This window comes from Methylorubrum aminovorans (genome assembly GCF_022179725.1).
Classification (GTDB): Bacteria; Pseudomonadota; Alphaproteobacteria; order Rhizobiales; family Beijerinckiaceae; genus Methylobacterium; species Methylobacterium aminovorans.
Genome location: NZ_BPRC01000033.1, coordinates 32,052 through 47,951, shown reverse-complemented (window position 1 = coordinate 47,951; position 15,900 = coordinate 32,052). Strand labels below are relative to the sequence as shown.

Sequence of the window (15,900 nt, the reverse complement as noted above, 5' to 3'; positions counted from 1 at the left end):
CAGTTCCGCCGCGTCGCCACTCGCTACGAGAAGACCGCCCGCAACTACGCCGCCGTCGTCACGCTCGCCGCCATCGTCCTATGGCTCCGGTAACTGTCCACGCGACCTAGTGCCAGCCGTCTAACGGCGGCCTCACCGGGGCTGTCATCAGCGCCGTCCGAACAGCCGCTCGATATCGGCAAGTCCGAGTGTGACGAAGGTCGGGCGGCCGTGGTTGCACGAGCCGGAGAGCGGCGTCGCTTCCATCTCGCGCAGGAGCGCGTTCATTTCCTCAGGCTTGAGGCGGCGGCCGGCGCGGATCGAGCCGTGGCAGCTCATCCGCGACAGAATCGCGTCGAGGCGCCGGCTCACGGGGTCGGGATCGCCCGCGCCGGCCGGGCCACCCTCCTCGACGCCGCTGGCTTCGAGCGCGTCGAGCACGTCGAGCACGAGCCCCTTCACCGAGCCGCCCGCCAGCGCCGAGGGCACGGAGCGCACCAGCACCGCGCCGGGGCCGAACGCCTCCAGGGTGAGACCCAGCCGCTCCAGATCGGGCGCCGCCTCGACGAGGCGGTCGGCCTCCTCGGGCGCCATCTCGACGACGTCGGGGATCAGCAGCCCCTGGGCGAGCACGCCGCCGCCGGCCCGCTCGCGCTTCAGCCGCTCGTAGACGAGCCGCTCATGGGCGGCGTGCTGATCGACCAGCACGATGCCGTCGCGGGTTTGGGCGAGGATGTAGGTCTCGTGGATCTGCGCGCGGGCCGCGCCGAGCGGATGCGTGTCGGGATGGGCCTCGACCTCCGGGGCCGCCTCCGGCTCGGGCCGCAGGTCGGCGCCCGGCGGAGCGAGGTCGGCGGCGAACAGCGCCTGCGGCGTCTCGGCAAAGCCCGTCCGTCCCGGCTCGAAGGTCGGGCGCGGGGGCGTGTGGTAGCCCGCGGGCGCGGCCACCGAGGGGCCGGAGAACAGACGGCTCGCCGGGCGGGGATTCAGAACGCTTGGGACGGAGGCGCCCGAATGCACGGCGAACCGGCCCGCGCCCGCCGCCATCGGCAGAGCGCCGCCCATACTGCCGCCGGCCCGCAGCGCGTCGAGGGCCGCCTGGGTGCCGGTACTGGACGAGCGGGCGCCGGCCCGGCGCAGGGCCTCATGGATCGCGCTGACGATCAGCGCCCGCACCAGCCCCGGCTCGCGGAAGCGCAGCTCGGTCTTGGCCGGATGCACGTTCACGTCGACGAGGGCGGGATCGCAGGTGAGCGCGAGCGCGAGCACCGGATGGCGGTCGGAACTCATCGTGTCGGCATAGGCCCCGCGCACGGCGCCGAGCAGCAGCCGGTCGCGCACCGGGCGCCCGTTGACGACGAAGTGGATGTGGTTGGCCGCCCCGCGGTGGAAGGTCGGCAGGCCGACATGACCTTGGAGCGCGAAACCCTCGCGGGCCATGTCGACGGGCACGGAATTGCCGGGAAAGTCCGGCCCCAGCACCGCGCCGAGCCGACGCAGCAGCGCGGCCGGGCCCGGCTCGCTCTCGGCGGGGAACACCGTCGGGCTCCCGCTCTCGGTGCGGAGCGTGAAGCGGATCTGCGGCTGCGCCACCGCGAGCCGGCGCAGGATCTCGGCGACGGCGGCGGTCTCGGCCCGGTCGGATTTGAGGAATTTCAGCCGGGCCGGGGTTGCGGCGAAGAGTTCGGTGACCTCGATCCGGGTGCCGCGCGTCGCCGGCGCCGGGCGCACCGGGCCCTTGACCCCGGAATCGATCGTCAGGCTCACCCCCTCCCCGTCGGCCGTGCGCGAGGTGAGGGTGAGCCGCGAGACCGCCCCGATCGAGGGCAGAGCCTCGCCGCGAAAGCCGAGCGAGCCGATCCGGGTGAGGTCGCCGTCGGGCAGCTTCGAGGTGGCGTGGCGCTCGACCGCGAGCGCGAGGTCGTCGGCCCCCATGCCGATCCCGTCGTCGACGACGCGGATCAGGCGGCGCCCGCCGCCCTCGATCGCCACCTCGATGCTGCGAGCCCCGGCATCGATCGCGTTCTCGACGAGTTCCTTGACCGCCGAGGCCGGCCGCTCGACCACCTCGCCTGCGGCGATGCGATCGACCAGGATCGGGTCGAGGCGGCGGACCGCGGCGCGCGGCGGATCGCGGAAATCGGGGGCGGCGGACATGACGGGCGAAATATAGGAGGTCCAACAACCGCCCGATAGCGAGCGGTCGCCGGTATCCTCACCTCTGACCTCATCCCCGCGGCAGCATCCGGTCGCTGATGATGCGGCGCTGGATCTCGCTGGTGCCCTCGAAAATCGTGGTGAGGCGGGCATCGCGCCAGTAGCGCTCGATCCGCCGCTCGGTGGTGTAGCCGTTGCCGCCGTGGAGCTGCATCGCTTGGTTCGTCACCCGCACCGCCATCTCGGTGGCGAGCAGCTTCACCGCCGCCGACTCGCTCTCGGCGGGTAGGCCTTCGTCGAGGAGGTGGGCGACCTGTTGCCAGTAGGCGCGGGCCTGGCCCACCTCCGCCGCCATGTCGGCGAGCGCGAAGCGCAGGGCCTGGAACTGGCCGATCGGCTGGCCGAACTGCTCGCGCTCCTGAAGGTAGGCGGTGCAATCCTCCACCGCGGCCCGCGCCACGCCAACCGCACGCGCCGCGGTGTGGACGCGGGCGATGTTGAGGCCGCGTTGCACCGAGGCGAAGCCGCCGGAATCGGCGTCCGCCCCCTCGTCGCCATAGAGGCCGGTGAGCCGGTCGCGCTCGGGCACCCGCACGCCGTCGAGGCTCAGCTCGAAGGTGAGGAAGCCGTGGTAGCCGATCTTGTCGATGACCGTGCCCGTCACCCCCGGCGGGAAGGTGCCGGGCTCCTTGACGACGAGGAAGGGTTCGAGCCCGGCCGAGCGCGGCTCGCCGGGTTCGGGATCGCGCACCCGGGCCAGCACCTCGATGAAGTCGGCCCCTTGCGCGAAGCCGGCCCAGCGCTTGGTGCCGGTCAGCACCCATTCGTCACCCTCGCGCACGGCGCGGGTCTGCACCCCGGCGAGATCCGAGCCGGCCGTGGGTTCGGACAGCGCGATCGAGCCGATCCACTGGCCCTTGGCGGATTTGGCGAGCAGGGCCCGGCGGCGCTCCTCGTCGAGGGTCTGCGTGCCGAGCCCCTGGCCGCGGGCCAGGATCGAGCCGGTCGAGAGCCAGGCGCGGGCGAGCTCCTCGGAGACGAGGCAGTACTCGAACACGCCGAGGCCCATCCCGCCGTACTCGGCGGGAATGGTGATGCCGAACCAGCCCTTCTCCGCCATCTGGTCGATCAGCGAGCGGGGCATCTCACCTTTTTGCGGGTCGAGCTCGTCGGCGATGGGAAGGATCACGTCGCGGGCAAACGCCCGGGCTTCCGCCTGAAGGGCGGCGCGCCTCTCCGTGCGCCAGGGCGAGAGCAGCTCCGGCGGACGCGGCGCCTTGAAGTCCGGCTTCTCAGAATCGGCCTTGGCCATGGTTCCTCCGCGTCTTTTGTTGTCGTTCGTGCGAGCCGAACGCTCAAGCTGGCAAAACGTTCGCGCGGGGCTCTGCGGAGGGGGCTGATCCGCCTCCGACCGGACGGCCTCGATGAGGATGGCGGGGCCATCGGCGAATGGCCGAGCCTCCACCGCGCGACGCGCCTGCTCTCGCCGAGCCGGCGGCCCCTTCGCCGGAATGAGCCGTGGGCGGCGGACGCTCTTGCGCTGCGGACGCTCTTGCGCTGAGGCCCGCCCGCCCCCAGAACGCCGCCCATGCTGCGCGTCAACGATCTCACCTACCGCATCGGCGAGCGGGTCATCCTCGATTCGGCGACCTTCGCGATCCCCGACCGCGCCCGCGTCGGGCTGGTCGGCCGCAACGGGGCGGGCAAGACCACCCTGTTCCGGGCGATCCTCGGCGACTTGCCGACCGATGCCGGCGCGGTCTCGATCCCGAAGGGCATGCGCATCGGCGCGGTGGCGCAGGAGGCGCCGGCCGGCCCCGAGACCCTGCACGAGGTGGTGCTCGCCGCCGACCTCGAACGCGCCCGGCTGATGCGGGAGGCGGAAGACGCCGACGGCCTGCGCCGGGCCGAGATCGAGACGCGGCTCGTCGATATCGGCGCGCATTCGGCGCCGGCCCGCGCGGCGGCGATCCTGCACGGTCTCGGCTTCGACGCGGCGGCGCAGGCGCGGCCCTGCTCGGATTTCTCCGGCGGATGGCGCATGCGGGTGGCGCTCGCGGCGATCCTGTTCTCCGAGCCGGACCTGCTGCTGCTGGACGAGCCCACCAACTACCTCGACATCGAGGGCACGCTCTGGCTCTACGACTACCTCGAAAAATACCCGCGCACGGCGATCATCATCAGCCACGACCGGGAACTGCTCGACACGTCGGTCGATCACATTCTCCATCTCGACCGCGGCAAGCTGACGATCTACCGCGGTGGCTTCACCAGCTTCTCGCGCCAGCTCTCCGAGAAGCGGGTGCTGCAGGCCAAGGCGAAAGCCAAGCAGGACGCCGAGCGGGCCCATCTCCAGAGCTTCATCGACCGCTTCAAGGCCAAGGCGACCAAGGCGCGCCAAGCCCAATCGCGGATGAAGCGGCTCGCCAAGATGGAGCCGATCGCGGCCCTCCTCGAGGACGAGGCGCCGGTGATCCACCTCCCCAGCCCGGACAAGCCGCTCTCGCCGCCGATCGTCGCCATGGAGCGGGTGAGCGCCGGCTACGGCGAGCGGGTCGTGCTCTCGGGGCTCAATCTCAGTCTCGCCCCCGACGACCGGGTGGCGCTGCTCGGCGCCAACGGCAACGGCAAGTCGACCTTCTGCAAGCTGATCGGTGGCCGGCTTCCCCCGCTCGCCGGCGAGCTGAAGCGCTCCTCCAAGATGGAGGTCGCCTATTTCGCCCAGCACCAGCTCGACGAGCTGCGGCCGTCCGAGAGCGCGGTGGCGCATGTGCGCGATCGGATGCCCGATGCGCCGGAGGCGAAGGTGCGCTCGGCCGCCGCCCGCCTCGGCTTCCCCGCGTCAAAGGCGGACACGCCGGTCTCGCAGCTCTCGGGCGGCGAGAAGGCGCGGTTGCTGATGGGGCTCGCCGCCTTCGACGGGCCGCACCTGCTGATTCTCGACGAGCCGACCAACCACCTCGACATCGAGAGCCGGCAGGCCCTGGTCGAGGCGATCAACGACTACGAGGGGGCGGTGATCCTCGTCTCCCACGACCGCTTCCTGATCGAGGCCTGCGCCGACCGGCTCTGGATCGTCGGCAACGGCTCGGTGAAGACCTTCGACGGCGACATGGACGATTACCGCCGCCTCGTGCTGGCCGGCCCGGAGCGGGCGGACACGTCGGGTGAGGGCACCGGCGGCCAGAAGGCCGAGGCGCGCCGCTCGGCGGTGGAGCGCCGCGCGGCGCTCGCGCCCCTCAAGAAGCGCCTCGAGGCGATCGAGGCGCGCATGGCCAAGCTCTCGGGCGCGATCGAGAAGATCGACGCGGCGCTCGCCGATGGCACCGCCTTCCTCAAGGACGCGGCCAAGGCCGGGGACCTGGCCCGCATGCGCGCCGAGGCGGCCGAGGCTTTAGCCAGGGCCGAGGAGGAGTGGCTGGAAGTGAGCGGCGAGATCGAGGCGGCCTGACGTCCGCGCCACACCCGTGTCAGCCGCTCGGAGCGTGAGCGGACAAGGCTTCCAGGCCAGGCGACCATTCCTCATGCCCAGGTGCCGAGCGAACGCTCGGCCTCGAAGCACCCCGGAACGGTCGATCCCACGGCATCGGGCTGCCGGGGAGAGGCGTCGCGGCGTGCTGCGAGGCTCGCCTGTCGCGAGCACCTCAGCATGAGGGGGCGTCCAGAGTGCCGGAAACGGCGTGGGAAAGCGTCTCTCAGATGGGTTCGCGCGCGAGGTGCCCGCCATGCGGCGCGGTCTTCGCGCCCGACCGGCTGAGCAGGGCCGCGATCCCTGCCGCCCCCGCCGCGAGTCCGAGCCAGAGCTCGGTGGACATCGCGCGGGCCGGAAGCAACAGGGCCGGGAGCTGCGTCAGATAAAGCGGGCCGAGGAGCGTCCCGAGCCCGCCCGCGAGGACGAACAGCCCGGTCGCCGCGGCGTTGCGCTCCGGCGGCGCGGCCCGCAGCAGGGCCAGCGCGTTGGCGACGCTGAACAACCCGCGGCCGAGGCCGAAGGCGAGGAGGCCGGCGGCCAGGATCGGCCATGCCTGCGCCTCGCCGCCCGGGGAGGCTACGGCGAGGGCGGCGAGACCGACCGCTGTCAGCCCCATTCCGATCCGGGCCAGCGACAGCGCGCCGGACCGGCCGGCGAGGAAGCCCGCCCCGGCGGTGAGGGCGGCGAGACCCAGGAACATGAAGCCGATGCCGTCCTGAGACAGGCCGGCGAAGCCGTTGAGGCGGGAGAGCAGGCCCGTATCCGCCGCGGTGAGCGCGATGTTGCCCACGAACGCCGCGGCGAGCAGCCATCCGGCCTGCGGGCGCGCGAGAAGATCGAGCGGCAGCAGCGGCGCCGGCCGCCGCCATTGCTGCCAGATCCAGAGCGCCGAGAGCATCAGGCCGAGATTGAGCACGAGCAGCGCCACGACCGGCCGGATCACCGCGAGCGGCACGGCGGCCAGGAGCAGCCCGAGAGAAAGCACCGACAGGACGGCGCCGAGCCCATCGAAGCGCGGCCGCGATGCGTCGTCCTCCGGTAGGGCGATCAGACCGAGGATCAGGCTCGGCAGAGCCAGGAGCAGGGTGGGGACGAGGATCCCGAGGCTGCCCAGGAAGGAAAGCGCGAACCCGGCCCCCATCTGGACCAGCAGCAGCGCCGGAAGGGCGGCGAGTTCCGCGCAGCCGAGGCCAAGCCCAAGGCGCGCCTCGCCGAAGAGGCGGCGCAGCAGGCTCCAGCCCGCGCAGAGGAGCAGCGCGGAGCCCGCCCCTTGCGCAAGGCGCAAGGCCAGCAGCGGCACGAGGTCGAGCGGCAGGGAAGCGGCGGGGACGAGGACGGCCAGCGCGAGGAGCGCGACGAGGAAGCCGCGGCGCGGTCCCAGCCGCGCGGCGAGCGCCGCCATCGGCAGCGCGGCCAGGATCAGGCCGTAGGCATGCGCCGTCTGGATCACACCGGCCGTGGCGACCGGGTAGGCCCCCTGCTGCATCACCCACGGCATCAGCATCGCCATTCCCGTGGTCGGCAGCGCCGCCATCCCGAGGCCCGTCAGGACGGCGGTGATCGCGAGGACACGCCGCTCGGGCTTGCGATCCTGCATCCGGTTTCTTCCCCCCTTCGCTCCGATACAGGCTTAACGGGAAGACGACGCGGCGTGAACCGTGGGTGGCAGGCGAGTCATGGGCGATCGGCAACGCAGGGGCTCGCCCCGCGTTGTCCGTCGCGAATCCCGAACGGAGGAACCATGCGCGGCCCGAGCCATCCCGTGACCCGTCGCAGCGGCAAGGTCGGCGCCTTCGCCCTGCTGCCGCTCGCCGCGGCCGGCGCCTGGATCGCCTGGAGCCATCTCGGGCTGAACCGGGCCGGCCCCCTGCCCCCGGCCCTGCCGGGGCGGCGGAGCACCCTGCGCACGCGCTCCGGACGGGTGAACCTCTACGCCTCGGATGCCCAGGGCGGACGGCCACTTCTCTTGATCCACTCGGTCAACGCGGCGGCCAACGCCTACGAGGTCAAGCCGCTCTACGAGCATTACCGGCGGTACCGCCCGGTCTACGCGCTCGAACTGCCGGGCTTCGGCCATTCCGAGCGGGCGGACCGGATCTACACGCCCCGGCTGATGACCGACGCGATCCTCGACGCGGCGGCCGAGATCGCCGGCCGCCACGGCGGCGCCGCGCTCGACGCGATCGCGCTCTCGCTCCCCTGCGCCTATCTCGCCCGCGCCGCGCTGGAGCGGCCGGACCTGTTCGCGACCCTCGGCCTCATCAGCCCGACCGGCTTCGACGCCCGGCTGTCGGGATACGGACCCAAAGACGCCAACCGCGGCAAGCCGCTGGCGCGGCAGCTCGCCGCCTTCCCGCTCTGGGGCCGCCCGCTCTTCGACGCGCTGGTGAGCCGACCGAGCATGCGCTTCTTCCTGGAAAAGACCTGGGGCAGCCGCGACATCGACGAGGGCCTGCTCGCCTACGACCAGCTCTCGGCGCATCAGCCGGGGGCCGAGCACGCGCCGTTCTCATTCCTCTCCGGTTACCTGTTCCCCGACGACACCACGCGGGTCTACGAGGCGCTGACGCTTCCGATTTTCATGGTCCACGGGGCGCGGGGCGACTTCGTCGATTACCGCTATGTCAGCGAGGTGGCTGGCCGCTCGAACTGGACGATCCGGCGGCTGCCCACCGGCGCCTTCCCACATTTCGAGGATCGGGCGGCGGTGACAGGCGCCTATGACGCCTTCCTCGCCGCCCACCGCGAGAGGCGGGATCAGCCCACCGTCTCGATCCGGTAGCGCAGCCAGACGGTACCGTCGTCGAACGGCTCGCAGGCGGTGCGCGTGAGGCGGCGCCGCGAGCCCATGGACTCTTCCTCTCCGCCCTCGAAGTCGAACAGGGCCGGCGTGCCGATCACGCCGTCGATGGCGGGTGCGAGCAGCAGGCTGAGTTCGTCCACGAGCCCGGCCTTGAGCATCGAGCCGTTGATGCGCCCGCCGCCCTCGACCAGCAGCCGCTCGATGCCGAACAGGCGCTTGAGCTTCTTCAGCGCCAGGGCGAAATCGACCGCGTGCTCGCCGGCGATGATGTAGGACTGGCCCCCTGCCTTCAGGCGGCGCAAGCGGTCGTCGGAGGCCTGTCCCGTGGTGAGCACGATGACGTGATCGCCCTCGATGTCGTTGCGCGCACCCCAATCCATCGCGCCGCGGGCATCGAGCGCCACCGCGTAGCCGGCGGCGTCGGTGCGGGCGACGTGGTCCTCGCGCGACGCCGGATCGTCCGGCGGTGCGGACGCGAGAGGTTTTGCGCTGTCGGCATAGCCCTGCATGGTGATGCGCCCGCACATCCAGGCATCGCCCTTCAGCCGCTTGTGGACCGCCTCGTAGTGCGAATCCGCGTCGATGGTGGTCCAGCGCCGGACCTTGATGCGGCCATCGACCGAGGTCGTCATGTGGCACAGGACGTAGGGGCGCTCCGAGGTGTCGGCCATGGCGGCGGGCTTCCTGCTGTTCGGGATCGAAGGCCGGAACTAGACCGCCTCGACCCGCCGGCCAGGGCCGCTCCGGACGCCTTTGCCGGGCATGGCGCCGCAGATAGGCTGGTGGCGGCAGAGAGGGAGAGGCACCATGGCGACCTACACTGCGGATGTTCGCTGGGCGCTCGCGGCGGGCGAGGATTTCGCCGCCGGGCGCTATAGCCGGGGACACACCCTGCGCTTCGATGGCGGCGTCGAACTCGCGGGCTCGGCCTCGCCCCACGTCGTCGGCAAGTGGGCGGTGGCGTCGGCGGTCGACCCCGAGGAGATGCTGGTGGCAGCGCTCTCCTCCTGCCACATGCTGAGCTTCCTCCACGTCGCCCGGCTCGCGGGCTTCTCCGCCCGCACCTATCGCGATCATGCCGAGGGCACGATGGCGGAGATCGCCCCCGGCCGACAGGCGGTGACGCGGGTGGTGCTGCATCCGCGCATCGAATGGGCCGGCCCGGCGCCCGACGCGGAGCGGCTCGCCGCCCTCCACGAAGAGGCGCACCAGACCTGCTTCATCGCCAATTCCGTGCGCACCGAGGTGACGGTCGCCTGAGGCGCGCTTGGCACAACCGGTCCCGCCGGTGCATGTCCTCGACGACACAATCCTTCGAGGACATCCGCGAGGACATTCGATGACCGACCTGACGCTCGCCGCCGCCCAGACCCTCGTGGCGACCGCCCTGAAGACCGCCCGCGAACGGAATCTCAAGCCGCTGGCGGTGGTCGTCTACGACGCCCGCGGCGCGCTCAAGTGCCTCGCGGCCGAGGACGGCACCTCGCTGCGCCGGGCGGAGATCGCCCGCGGCAAGGCCAACGGCGCGCTCGCGCTCGGCCTCGGCTCGCGGGCGATCGCCAAGCGCGCCGAGGAGCAGCCGCATTTCGTGGCCGCGGTGAGCCACCTCGTCGGCCCGGATGCCCTGGTGCCGGTGCCCGGCGGCGTGCTGATCCGCGATGCTGGCGGCCGCCTGCTCGGCGCGGTCGGCGTCTCCGGCGACACCTCCGACAATGACGAGATCTGCGCGCTGGCCGGCATCGAGGCGGCGGGGCTGAAGGGGGATACGGGGGCTTGAGGGTCTGAAGGCCGTGTTTGAAGGCACGCGCCGCGTGTCCCCTCCTCTCGCCAGCGGGGAGAGGGGATGCTGTGGCAAATGATGACCCGATGACCTTCCTCCGGCGCACCGTCCTGCGCGGCGGCGCAGCTTGGGCCGCCGGGCTCACCCTGCCCGCCCCCGCGCGGGCGGCCTCCCCCGTCTACCGCCGCGGCAACGACGCCGACCCGGAAACGCTCGATCCGCACAAGACCTCGACGGTGGCCGAGGCGCATCTCCTGCGCGACCTGTTCGAGGGCCTGCTGACCTACGACAATCGCGGCGCCATCATTCCCGGCATGGCCGCGCGCTGGACCGTCTCCGCCGACCGCCTCACCTACCGCTTCGTCTTGCGCCCCGACGGGCGCTGGTCGAATGGCGATGCGGTCACGGCCGACGACTTCCTGTTTTCCCTGCGCCGCATCCTCGATCCGAAGACGGCGGCGAAATACGCCGAGGTGCTGTTCCCGATCCGCGGCGCGGCGGCCGTCAATGCGGGCGCGCAGCCGCCGGAGACGATGGCCGTGGCGGCCCCCGATCCCGGCACGTTGGAGATCGGGCTCGCCGAGCCGGTCCCCTACCTGCTCGAACTCCTCACCCACCAGACCTCCCTGCCGGTCCACCGCCCGTCCCTGGAGCGCTGGGGCGATGCCTTCGCGCGGCCCGGCAACCTCGTCTCGAACGGCCCCTACGCCCTGGTCGATTGGGTGCCGAACGACCGCATCACGCTCACGAAAAACCCGCATCACCGCGACGCCGCCGCGATCCCGATCGAGCGGGTCGATTTCGTCCCGACCCCGGATCTTGCCGCGGCGGTGCGGCGCTTTGCGGCCGGCGAGATCGATTCCCTCTCCGACCTGCCCGCCGACCAGATCGCCTCGCTGAAGCAGCGCTTCGGTGCGCAGGTGCGGCTCGGGCCGGGGCTCGGCCTTCTCGCCATCGCCTTCAACCTGCGGAAGAAGCCCTTCGACGACTCGCGGGTGCGCCGCGCCCTGTCGCTCGCCATCGACCGCGAGTTCCTGGCCGAGATCGTGTGGGGGCAGACCATGGCCCCGGCCTATTCCTTCTGCCCGCCGGGCCTCGACAACGCCCTGCCGCCGCCGCTCCTGCCGGGGCGCGAGGACGGACCGATCGACCGCGAGGAGGAGGCTTTGCGGCTTCTGGCGCAGGCCGGCTACGGACCGGGCAACCCGCTGCGGGTCGAGTATCGCTTCAACGTCACCGACAACAACCGTAACACGGCGATCGCGCTGGCGGATGCATGGCGCGGCATCGGCGTCGAGACCCGCTTCGTCTCCACCGACGCCAAGACCCACTTCGCCTATCTGCGCGACGGCGGTCTCTTCGACCTCGCCCGGATGTCCTGGGTCGCGGATTACTCCGACCCGCAGAACTTCTTGTTCCTGCTCCGCACCGGCAATGACGGCTTCAACGCGGGACGCTGGTCGAATCCGCGCTTCGACGGTCTGCTCAGCCGAGCCGCAGGGGAGCGCGACGTCGAAGTTCGCGCGCGGATGCTGTTCGAGGCGGAAGAAATCGTGCTCGACGAACTGCCCTGGCTGCCGCTGCTGCATTACCGCTCGAAGGCACTGATCTCGCCGCGGCTGCACGGGATGCATCCGAACATCCGCAACGTCGCCCCCACCCGCTATCTCCGGCTCGATCCGTGATCGCCCTCATCGCCCACCGGATCGCCCAGAGCCTGCCGACGCTGTTCCTCGTGGTGACGGGTAGCTTCTTCCTGATCCGGCTGGCGCCGGGCGGCCCGTTCGATCTGGAGCGGCCGCTGCCGCCGGCGGCGATGGAGAACCTGCGCCGGGTCTACGGCCTCGACCAGCCGCTCATCGTGCAGTTCGGGCGCTACCTCCTGAGCCTGTTACGGGGCGATCTCGGCCCCTCCTTCACCTTTCGTGACCTCACGGTCACCGACCTGTTCGCCCGCGGCCTGCCGGTCTCGGTGACGCTCGGCGGCCTCGCGCTCGTCCTCGCGCTGGCCCTCGGCCTGGCGCTGGGAAGCGTCGCCGCGCTCAACCGCGGCGGGGCGGCTGACCGTCTGGTGGGGCTCGCCGCCTCCCTCGGGCTCGCGGTGCCGAGCTTCGTCACCGCCCCCCTGTTCCAGATCGTGTTCGGCCTCGGGCTCGCCTGGCTCCCCGTCGGCGGCTGGGCCGACGGAAATCCGAAAAACCTCGTCCTGCCGGTGCTCACTCTCGCTTTGCCCCACGCGGCGGGCATCGCCCGGCTCACCCGCGCCTCGCTCGGCGAGGTGCTGATCCAGCCCCATATCCGCACGCAGCGCGCCATGGGGCTGTCGCGCGCCCGCATCGCCCGGCATGCCCTGCGCGGCGCACTGCTCCCCGTGGTCGCGACGCTGGGGCCGCTGGCGGCGGGGCTGATGACCGGCTCGGTGGTGGTCGAGACCATCTTCGGCCTGCCCGGTATCGGGCGCTACTTCGTCGAGGGCGCGCTCAACCGCGATTACACCCTGGTGATGGGCACGGTGATCCTGGTGGCGGTGCTGGTGATCGTCTTCAACCTGATCGGCGACCTGATCGCCGCCGCCCTCGACCCCCGGGTGAGGCTGTCCGCATGAGCCTCGCGCTCGCCCGTCTCGCCCGCCGCCGCCTCGCCCGCGACCGGTCGGCGGTAGCGGCGCTGGCGAGCCTCGTGCTGATCGTGCTCGCTTGCCTGATCGGCCCGTCTCTCACCGGCCATCCGCCGGAGCGGATTTATCCGGACTTCGTCCGGGTGCCCCCGAGCCTCACCGCCCATCCGCAGCCCGACGAGCTGCGCCCGGCGCTGCAACGCCTCGCCTTCCGGATGCGGGTGACGCTGGAGGACGTGGCGCAGGAGGGCGACCGGGTTCGGCTGACGCTGACCGCGGACAAACCCATCGACACGCGCGCCTTCCGCCTGCTGTCCCGCTCCGGCCTGTTCGGCGAGGCCAGGGTGCTGGAGCGCTCCGCCGACGACCGCCGGATCGTGGCCGAGGTGCCGATCCGGAAACGCTATTTCGTTCTCGGCACCGACGGGCTGGGGCGCGACCTCCTCACCCGCTGCCTCGCGGCGGGGCAGGTCTCCCTGCTGATCGGGTTGACCGCGGCGCTCGCCGCGCTCCTCATCGGCGTCGCCTACGGCGCGGTCTCCGGCATGGCCGGGGGCACGGTCGATGCGCTGATGATGCGCCTCCTCGACATCCTCTACGCCCTGCCCTTCGTGTTCCTCGTCATCATGCTGCTGGTGTTCTTCCGCGCCGGGCTGTGGCTGGTGCTGGTCGCGGTGGCGGCGGTCGAGTGGCTCGACATGGCCCGCATCGTCCGCACCCAGACGCTGAGCCTGAGGGGCCGCGACTTCGTCCGCGCCGCCTACGCCCTGGGGCTGTCGTCGCGCGCGGTGATCGCCCGGCACGTCGTGCCCAACACCCTCGGCCCGATCATCGCCGCCGCGACCCTGCTGGTGCCGCGGGTGATCCTGCTGGAGAGCTTCCTGTCGTTCCTCGGCCTCGGCGTGCAGGAGCCCGACACCTCCTGGGGCGTGTTGATCGCCGAGGGATCGCGGGCGCTCGAATCCGCGCCGTGGATGCTCGCCGCGCCCGCGGGCTTCCTCGTCGTCACCCTGGTGGCGCTCAACCGGCTCGGCGACGGGCTCGGCGAGGCGCTCGACCCCAGGCATCAGAGCATCGTCCCGAAAGGTGGCCGCCAGCTTTCGGAACCGGGCGATGCGGAAACAGGGCGCTAGCGCGATTCAGCCGGCAGGTAGCCCTGGTAGACGATGCGCACCGTGCGCCGCTCGCCGGGCAGTTCCGACACGGGGATCGCCTTCGACCCGCGCAAGGCGGGGCCGGGCTCGGCGGGAGCGGTTTGCGCCTTCGGGCGTAGCGCCCAGCGTTCGGCCCCGCTGGCACTGGCCAGCGTGGAGACCGCGATCACGGCCCCCATCGCCGCCAGTCCGGCAGCCATTGGGGGAAGCAGGGTTCTGACGGAACGGTGTGCGAAAAAATTCATGGGGGGTGGCCCGGCGAATGGGGCCATTCCACAACCTGAAGCGTTTCCGAACGCTGTCGCGTCCCCTCTGCAGACCCTAGCCGGGCCGGGGTTGCGAACACTTTTGCCGAGTCAGGGTAAGCGGAGGGTTCATGACGAGCCGAGCGGAAGGTCAGGCCGGGACTGCGACCCCTGAGCGCGTCGCGGCCGGCACGGTGATCGACACCGACATCTCCGCCCGGCTCGACCGCCTGCCCTTCGGCCGCTTCCACACCCTCGTCATCGTCGCGCTCGGCATCACCTGGGTGCTCGATGGGCTCGAAGTGACCCTGGCGGGCGCCCTCGTCGGGGCGCTGCGCAAGGAGCCGATGTCGTTCACCGAGTTCGATGTCGGCCTGGCGGCGAGTTCCTACCTCATCGGTGCCGTCGTCGGCGCCGTCGGCTTCGGCTGGCTCACCGACCGGATCGGGCGAAAGAAGCTGTTCTTCATCACGCTGGCCCTCTACCTCGCGGCGACCGCGGCCACGGGCCTGTCGTGGAATATCTACAGCTTCTGCCTGTTCCGCTTCCTCACGGGGGCGGGCATCGGCGGCGAGTACACCGCGATTAACTCGACCATCCAGGAGCTGATCCCGGCCCGCGTCCGCGGCTGGACAGACCTCGTCATCAACGGCTCGTTCTGGATCGGCGCGGCGCTCGGCTCCTTCCTGTCGATCGCGCTCCTGCGCCCGGAATGGATCGACCCGGCCTGGGGCTGGCGCATCGCCTTCTTCGTCGGCGGCGGCATCGGCCTCGTGATCCTGCTCTTGCGCACCTGGATCCCCGAGAGCCCGCGCTGGCTCGTCACCCACGGCTACGCCGCGGAGGCCGACCGGGTGGTGACGGGTATCGAGAAGCGCTTCACGGACGAGGGCATCACCCTGCCCCCGCCCGACCCGTCGCGGCGCCTCAAGCTCAAGGTCCGCAGCCACACGCCGCTGTCCGAGGTGGCGCAGGCGATGTTCGTCACGAGCCGCCGCCAGACCATGGTCGGGCTGGCGCTGATGATCGCCCAGGCCTTCTTCTACAACGCCCTGTTCTTCACCTACGCCCTGGTGCTGGAGCGCTTCTACGACGTGCCCGGCGGCGATGTCGGCTGGTATCTGCTGCCCTTCGCGCTGGGCTCCTTCCTCGGCCCGCTGCTGCTGGGGCGGCTGTTCGACACGGTGGGCCGGCGCCCGATGATCGGCCTGACCTACGGCATCTCGGCGGTGCTGCTCGTCGTCGTCGGCCTCGTCTTCCGCGCCGACCTGCTCGGCCCCTGGGGCCAGACGGCGGCCTGGATGGGCGTGTTCTTCTTCGCCTCGGCGGCCGCGAGTTCCGCCTACCTGACGGTGGCCGAGACGTTCCCGCTCGAGATCCGGGCGCTGGCGATCGCCGCTTTCTACGCCATCGGCACCGGCATCGGCGGCGTCTCCGGCCCGCTCCTGTTCGGCGCCCTGGTCGAGACCGGCTCGCGCGACCTCGTGCTGGTCGGCTACTTCATCGGTGCGGCCCTGATGGCGGTGGCGGCCGTGGTCGGCTGGGTCTGGGGCACGGCGGCCGAGGGCAAGTCGCTGGAGGACGTGTCGAAGCCGCTGGCCTCGGCGTAACGTCCCCAGAAGAGCGGGCTTGCACCCCCTCGCCCAGCCTGTGGGGAGAGGGGGCGCTCGGCGAATTACGAACTTTCGGCCTT

13 protein-coding genes and 1 pseudogene are annotated in these 15,900 nt (G+C 71.6%); 9 read left to right on the top strand and 5 right to left on the bottom strand.

What is annotated here, in order from left to right:
- Positions 1-93, top strand: a pseudogene (locus MFF24_RS25010) (IS5/IS1182 family transposase); the annotation flags it as partial.
- Between the two features lie 54 nt (positions 94-147).
- Here the strand turns inward: MFF24_RS25010 and mutL are convergent.
- Together mutL and MFF24_RS25000 are read right to left on the bottom strand one after the other, a co-directional pair.
- On the bottom strand, positions 148-2,136 hold the full coding sequence (gene mutL, locus MFF24_RS25005; protein WP_238228712.1) for a DNA mismatch repair endonuclease MutL: 1,989 nt from the start codon (positions 2,134-2,136) through the stop codon (positions 148-150).
- A 70-nt stretch (positions 2,137-2,206) separates the two neighbouring features.
- The gene (locus MFF24_RS25000; RefSeq protein ID WP_166060755.1) at positions 2,207-3,448 is read right to left on the bottom strand and encodes an acyl-CoA dehydrogenase family protein; all 1,242 of its coding nucleotides are present in this window, start codon (positions 3,446-3,448) and stop codon (positions 2,207-2,209) included.
- Positions 3,449-3,724: 276 nt separating this feature from the next.
- Between MFF24_RS25000 and MFF24_RS24995 the strand changes: the two genes are divergently transcribed.
- Positions 3,725-5,587, top strand: coding sequence for an ABC-F family ATP-binding cassette domain-containing protein (locus MFF24_RS24995; protein ID WP_238228711.1), 1,863 nt, complete (start codon positions 3,725-3,727; stop codon positions 5,585-5,587).
- A 244-nt stretch (positions 5,588-5,831) separates the two neighbouring features.
- On the opposite strand, the gene MFF24_RS24990 is transcribed toward MFF24_RS24995, so the two are convergent.
- A complete protein-coding gene (locus MFF24_RS24990; RefSeq protein WP_238228710.1) occupies positions 5,832-7,205 on the bottom strand; it encodes an MFS transporter in 1,374 nt (457 codons plus the stop codon).
- Positions 7,206-7,349: 144 nt separating this feature from the next.
- On the opposite strand from MFF24_RS24990, the gene MFF24_RS24985 reads away from it, so the two are divergent.
- On the top strand, positions 7,350-8,390 hold the full coding sequence (locus tag MFF24_RS24985; RefSeq protein WP_238228709.1) for an alpha/beta hydrolase: 1,041 nt from the start codon (positions 7,350-7,352) through the stop codon (positions 8,388-8,390).
- Here the strand turns inward: MFF24_RS24985 and MFF24_RS24980 are convergent.
- Positions 8,366-9,082, bottom strand: coding sequence for a dihydrofolate reductase family protein (locus tag MFF24_RS24980; RefSeq protein ID WP_238228708.1), 717 nt, complete (start codon positions 9,080-9,082; stop codon positions 8,366-8,368). The genes MFF24_RS24985 and MFF24_RS24980 overlap by 25 nt on opposite strands.
- A 136-nt stretch (positions 9,083-9,218) precedes the next feature.
- Between MFF24_RS24980 and MFF24_RS24975 the strand changes: the two genes are divergently transcribed.
- From MFF24_RS24975 to MFF24_RS24955, 5 genes are all read left to right on the top strand, one after another.
- Positions 9,219-9,671: an OsmC family protein gene (locus MFF24_RS24975; RefSeq protein WP_108941965.1), complete on the top strand. Its 453-nt coding sequence runs from the start codon at positions 9,219-9,221 to the stop codon at positions 9,669-9,671.
- A gap of 79 nt (positions 9,672-9,750) precedes the next feature.
- Positions 9,751-10,188, top strand: a complete 438-nt coding sequence (locus tag MFF24_RS24970) for a GlcG/HbpS family heme-binding protein (RefSeq protein ID WP_096487988.1) — start codon at positions 9,751-9,753, stop codon at positions 10,186-10,188.
- A gap of 89 nt (positions 10,189-10,277) precedes the next feature.
- Positions 10,278-11,876 (top strand): peptide ABC transporter substrate-binding protein, encoded by a 1,599-nt coding sequence (locus MFF24_RS24965; protein ID WP_238228707.1) that lies wholly within the window; start codon positions 10,278-10,280, stop codon positions 11,874-11,876.
- On the top strand, positions 11,873-12,796 hold the full coding sequence (locus MFF24_RS24960; RefSeq protein WP_238228706.1) for an ABC transporter permease: 924 nt from the start codon (positions 11,873-11,875) through the stop codon (positions 12,794-12,796). The genes MFF24_RS24965 and MFF24_RS24960 overlap by 4 nt, the downstream gene beginning before the upstream one ends.
- A complete protein-coding gene (locus MFF24_RS24955) occupies positions 12,793-13,941 on the top strand; it encodes an ABC transporter permease (RefSeq protein ID WP_238228705.1) in 1,149 nt (382 codons plus the stop codon). The genes MFF24_RS24960 and MFF24_RS24955 overlap by 4 nt, the downstream gene beginning before the upstream one ends.
- Here MFF24_RS24955 and MFF24_RS24950 read toward each other — a convergent pair.
- Positions 13,938-14,162 (bottom strand): hypothetical protein, encoded by a 225-nt coding sequence (locus tag MFF24_RS24950; protein ID WP_238228704.1) that lies wholly within the window; start codon positions 14,160-14,162, stop codon positions 13,938-13,940. The genes MFF24_RS24955 and MFF24_RS24950 overlap by 4 nt on opposite strands.
- A gap of 176 nt (positions 14,163-14,338) precedes the next feature.
- On the opposite strand from MFF24_RS24950, the gene MFF24_RS24945 reads away from it, so the two are divergent.
- Positions 14,339-15,817, top strand: coding sequence for an MFS transporter (locus MFF24_RS24945; protein WP_108941970.1), 1,479 nt, complete (start codon positions 14,339-14,341; stop codon positions 15,815-15,817).
- Positions 15,818-15,900: the final 83 nt, after the last annotated feature.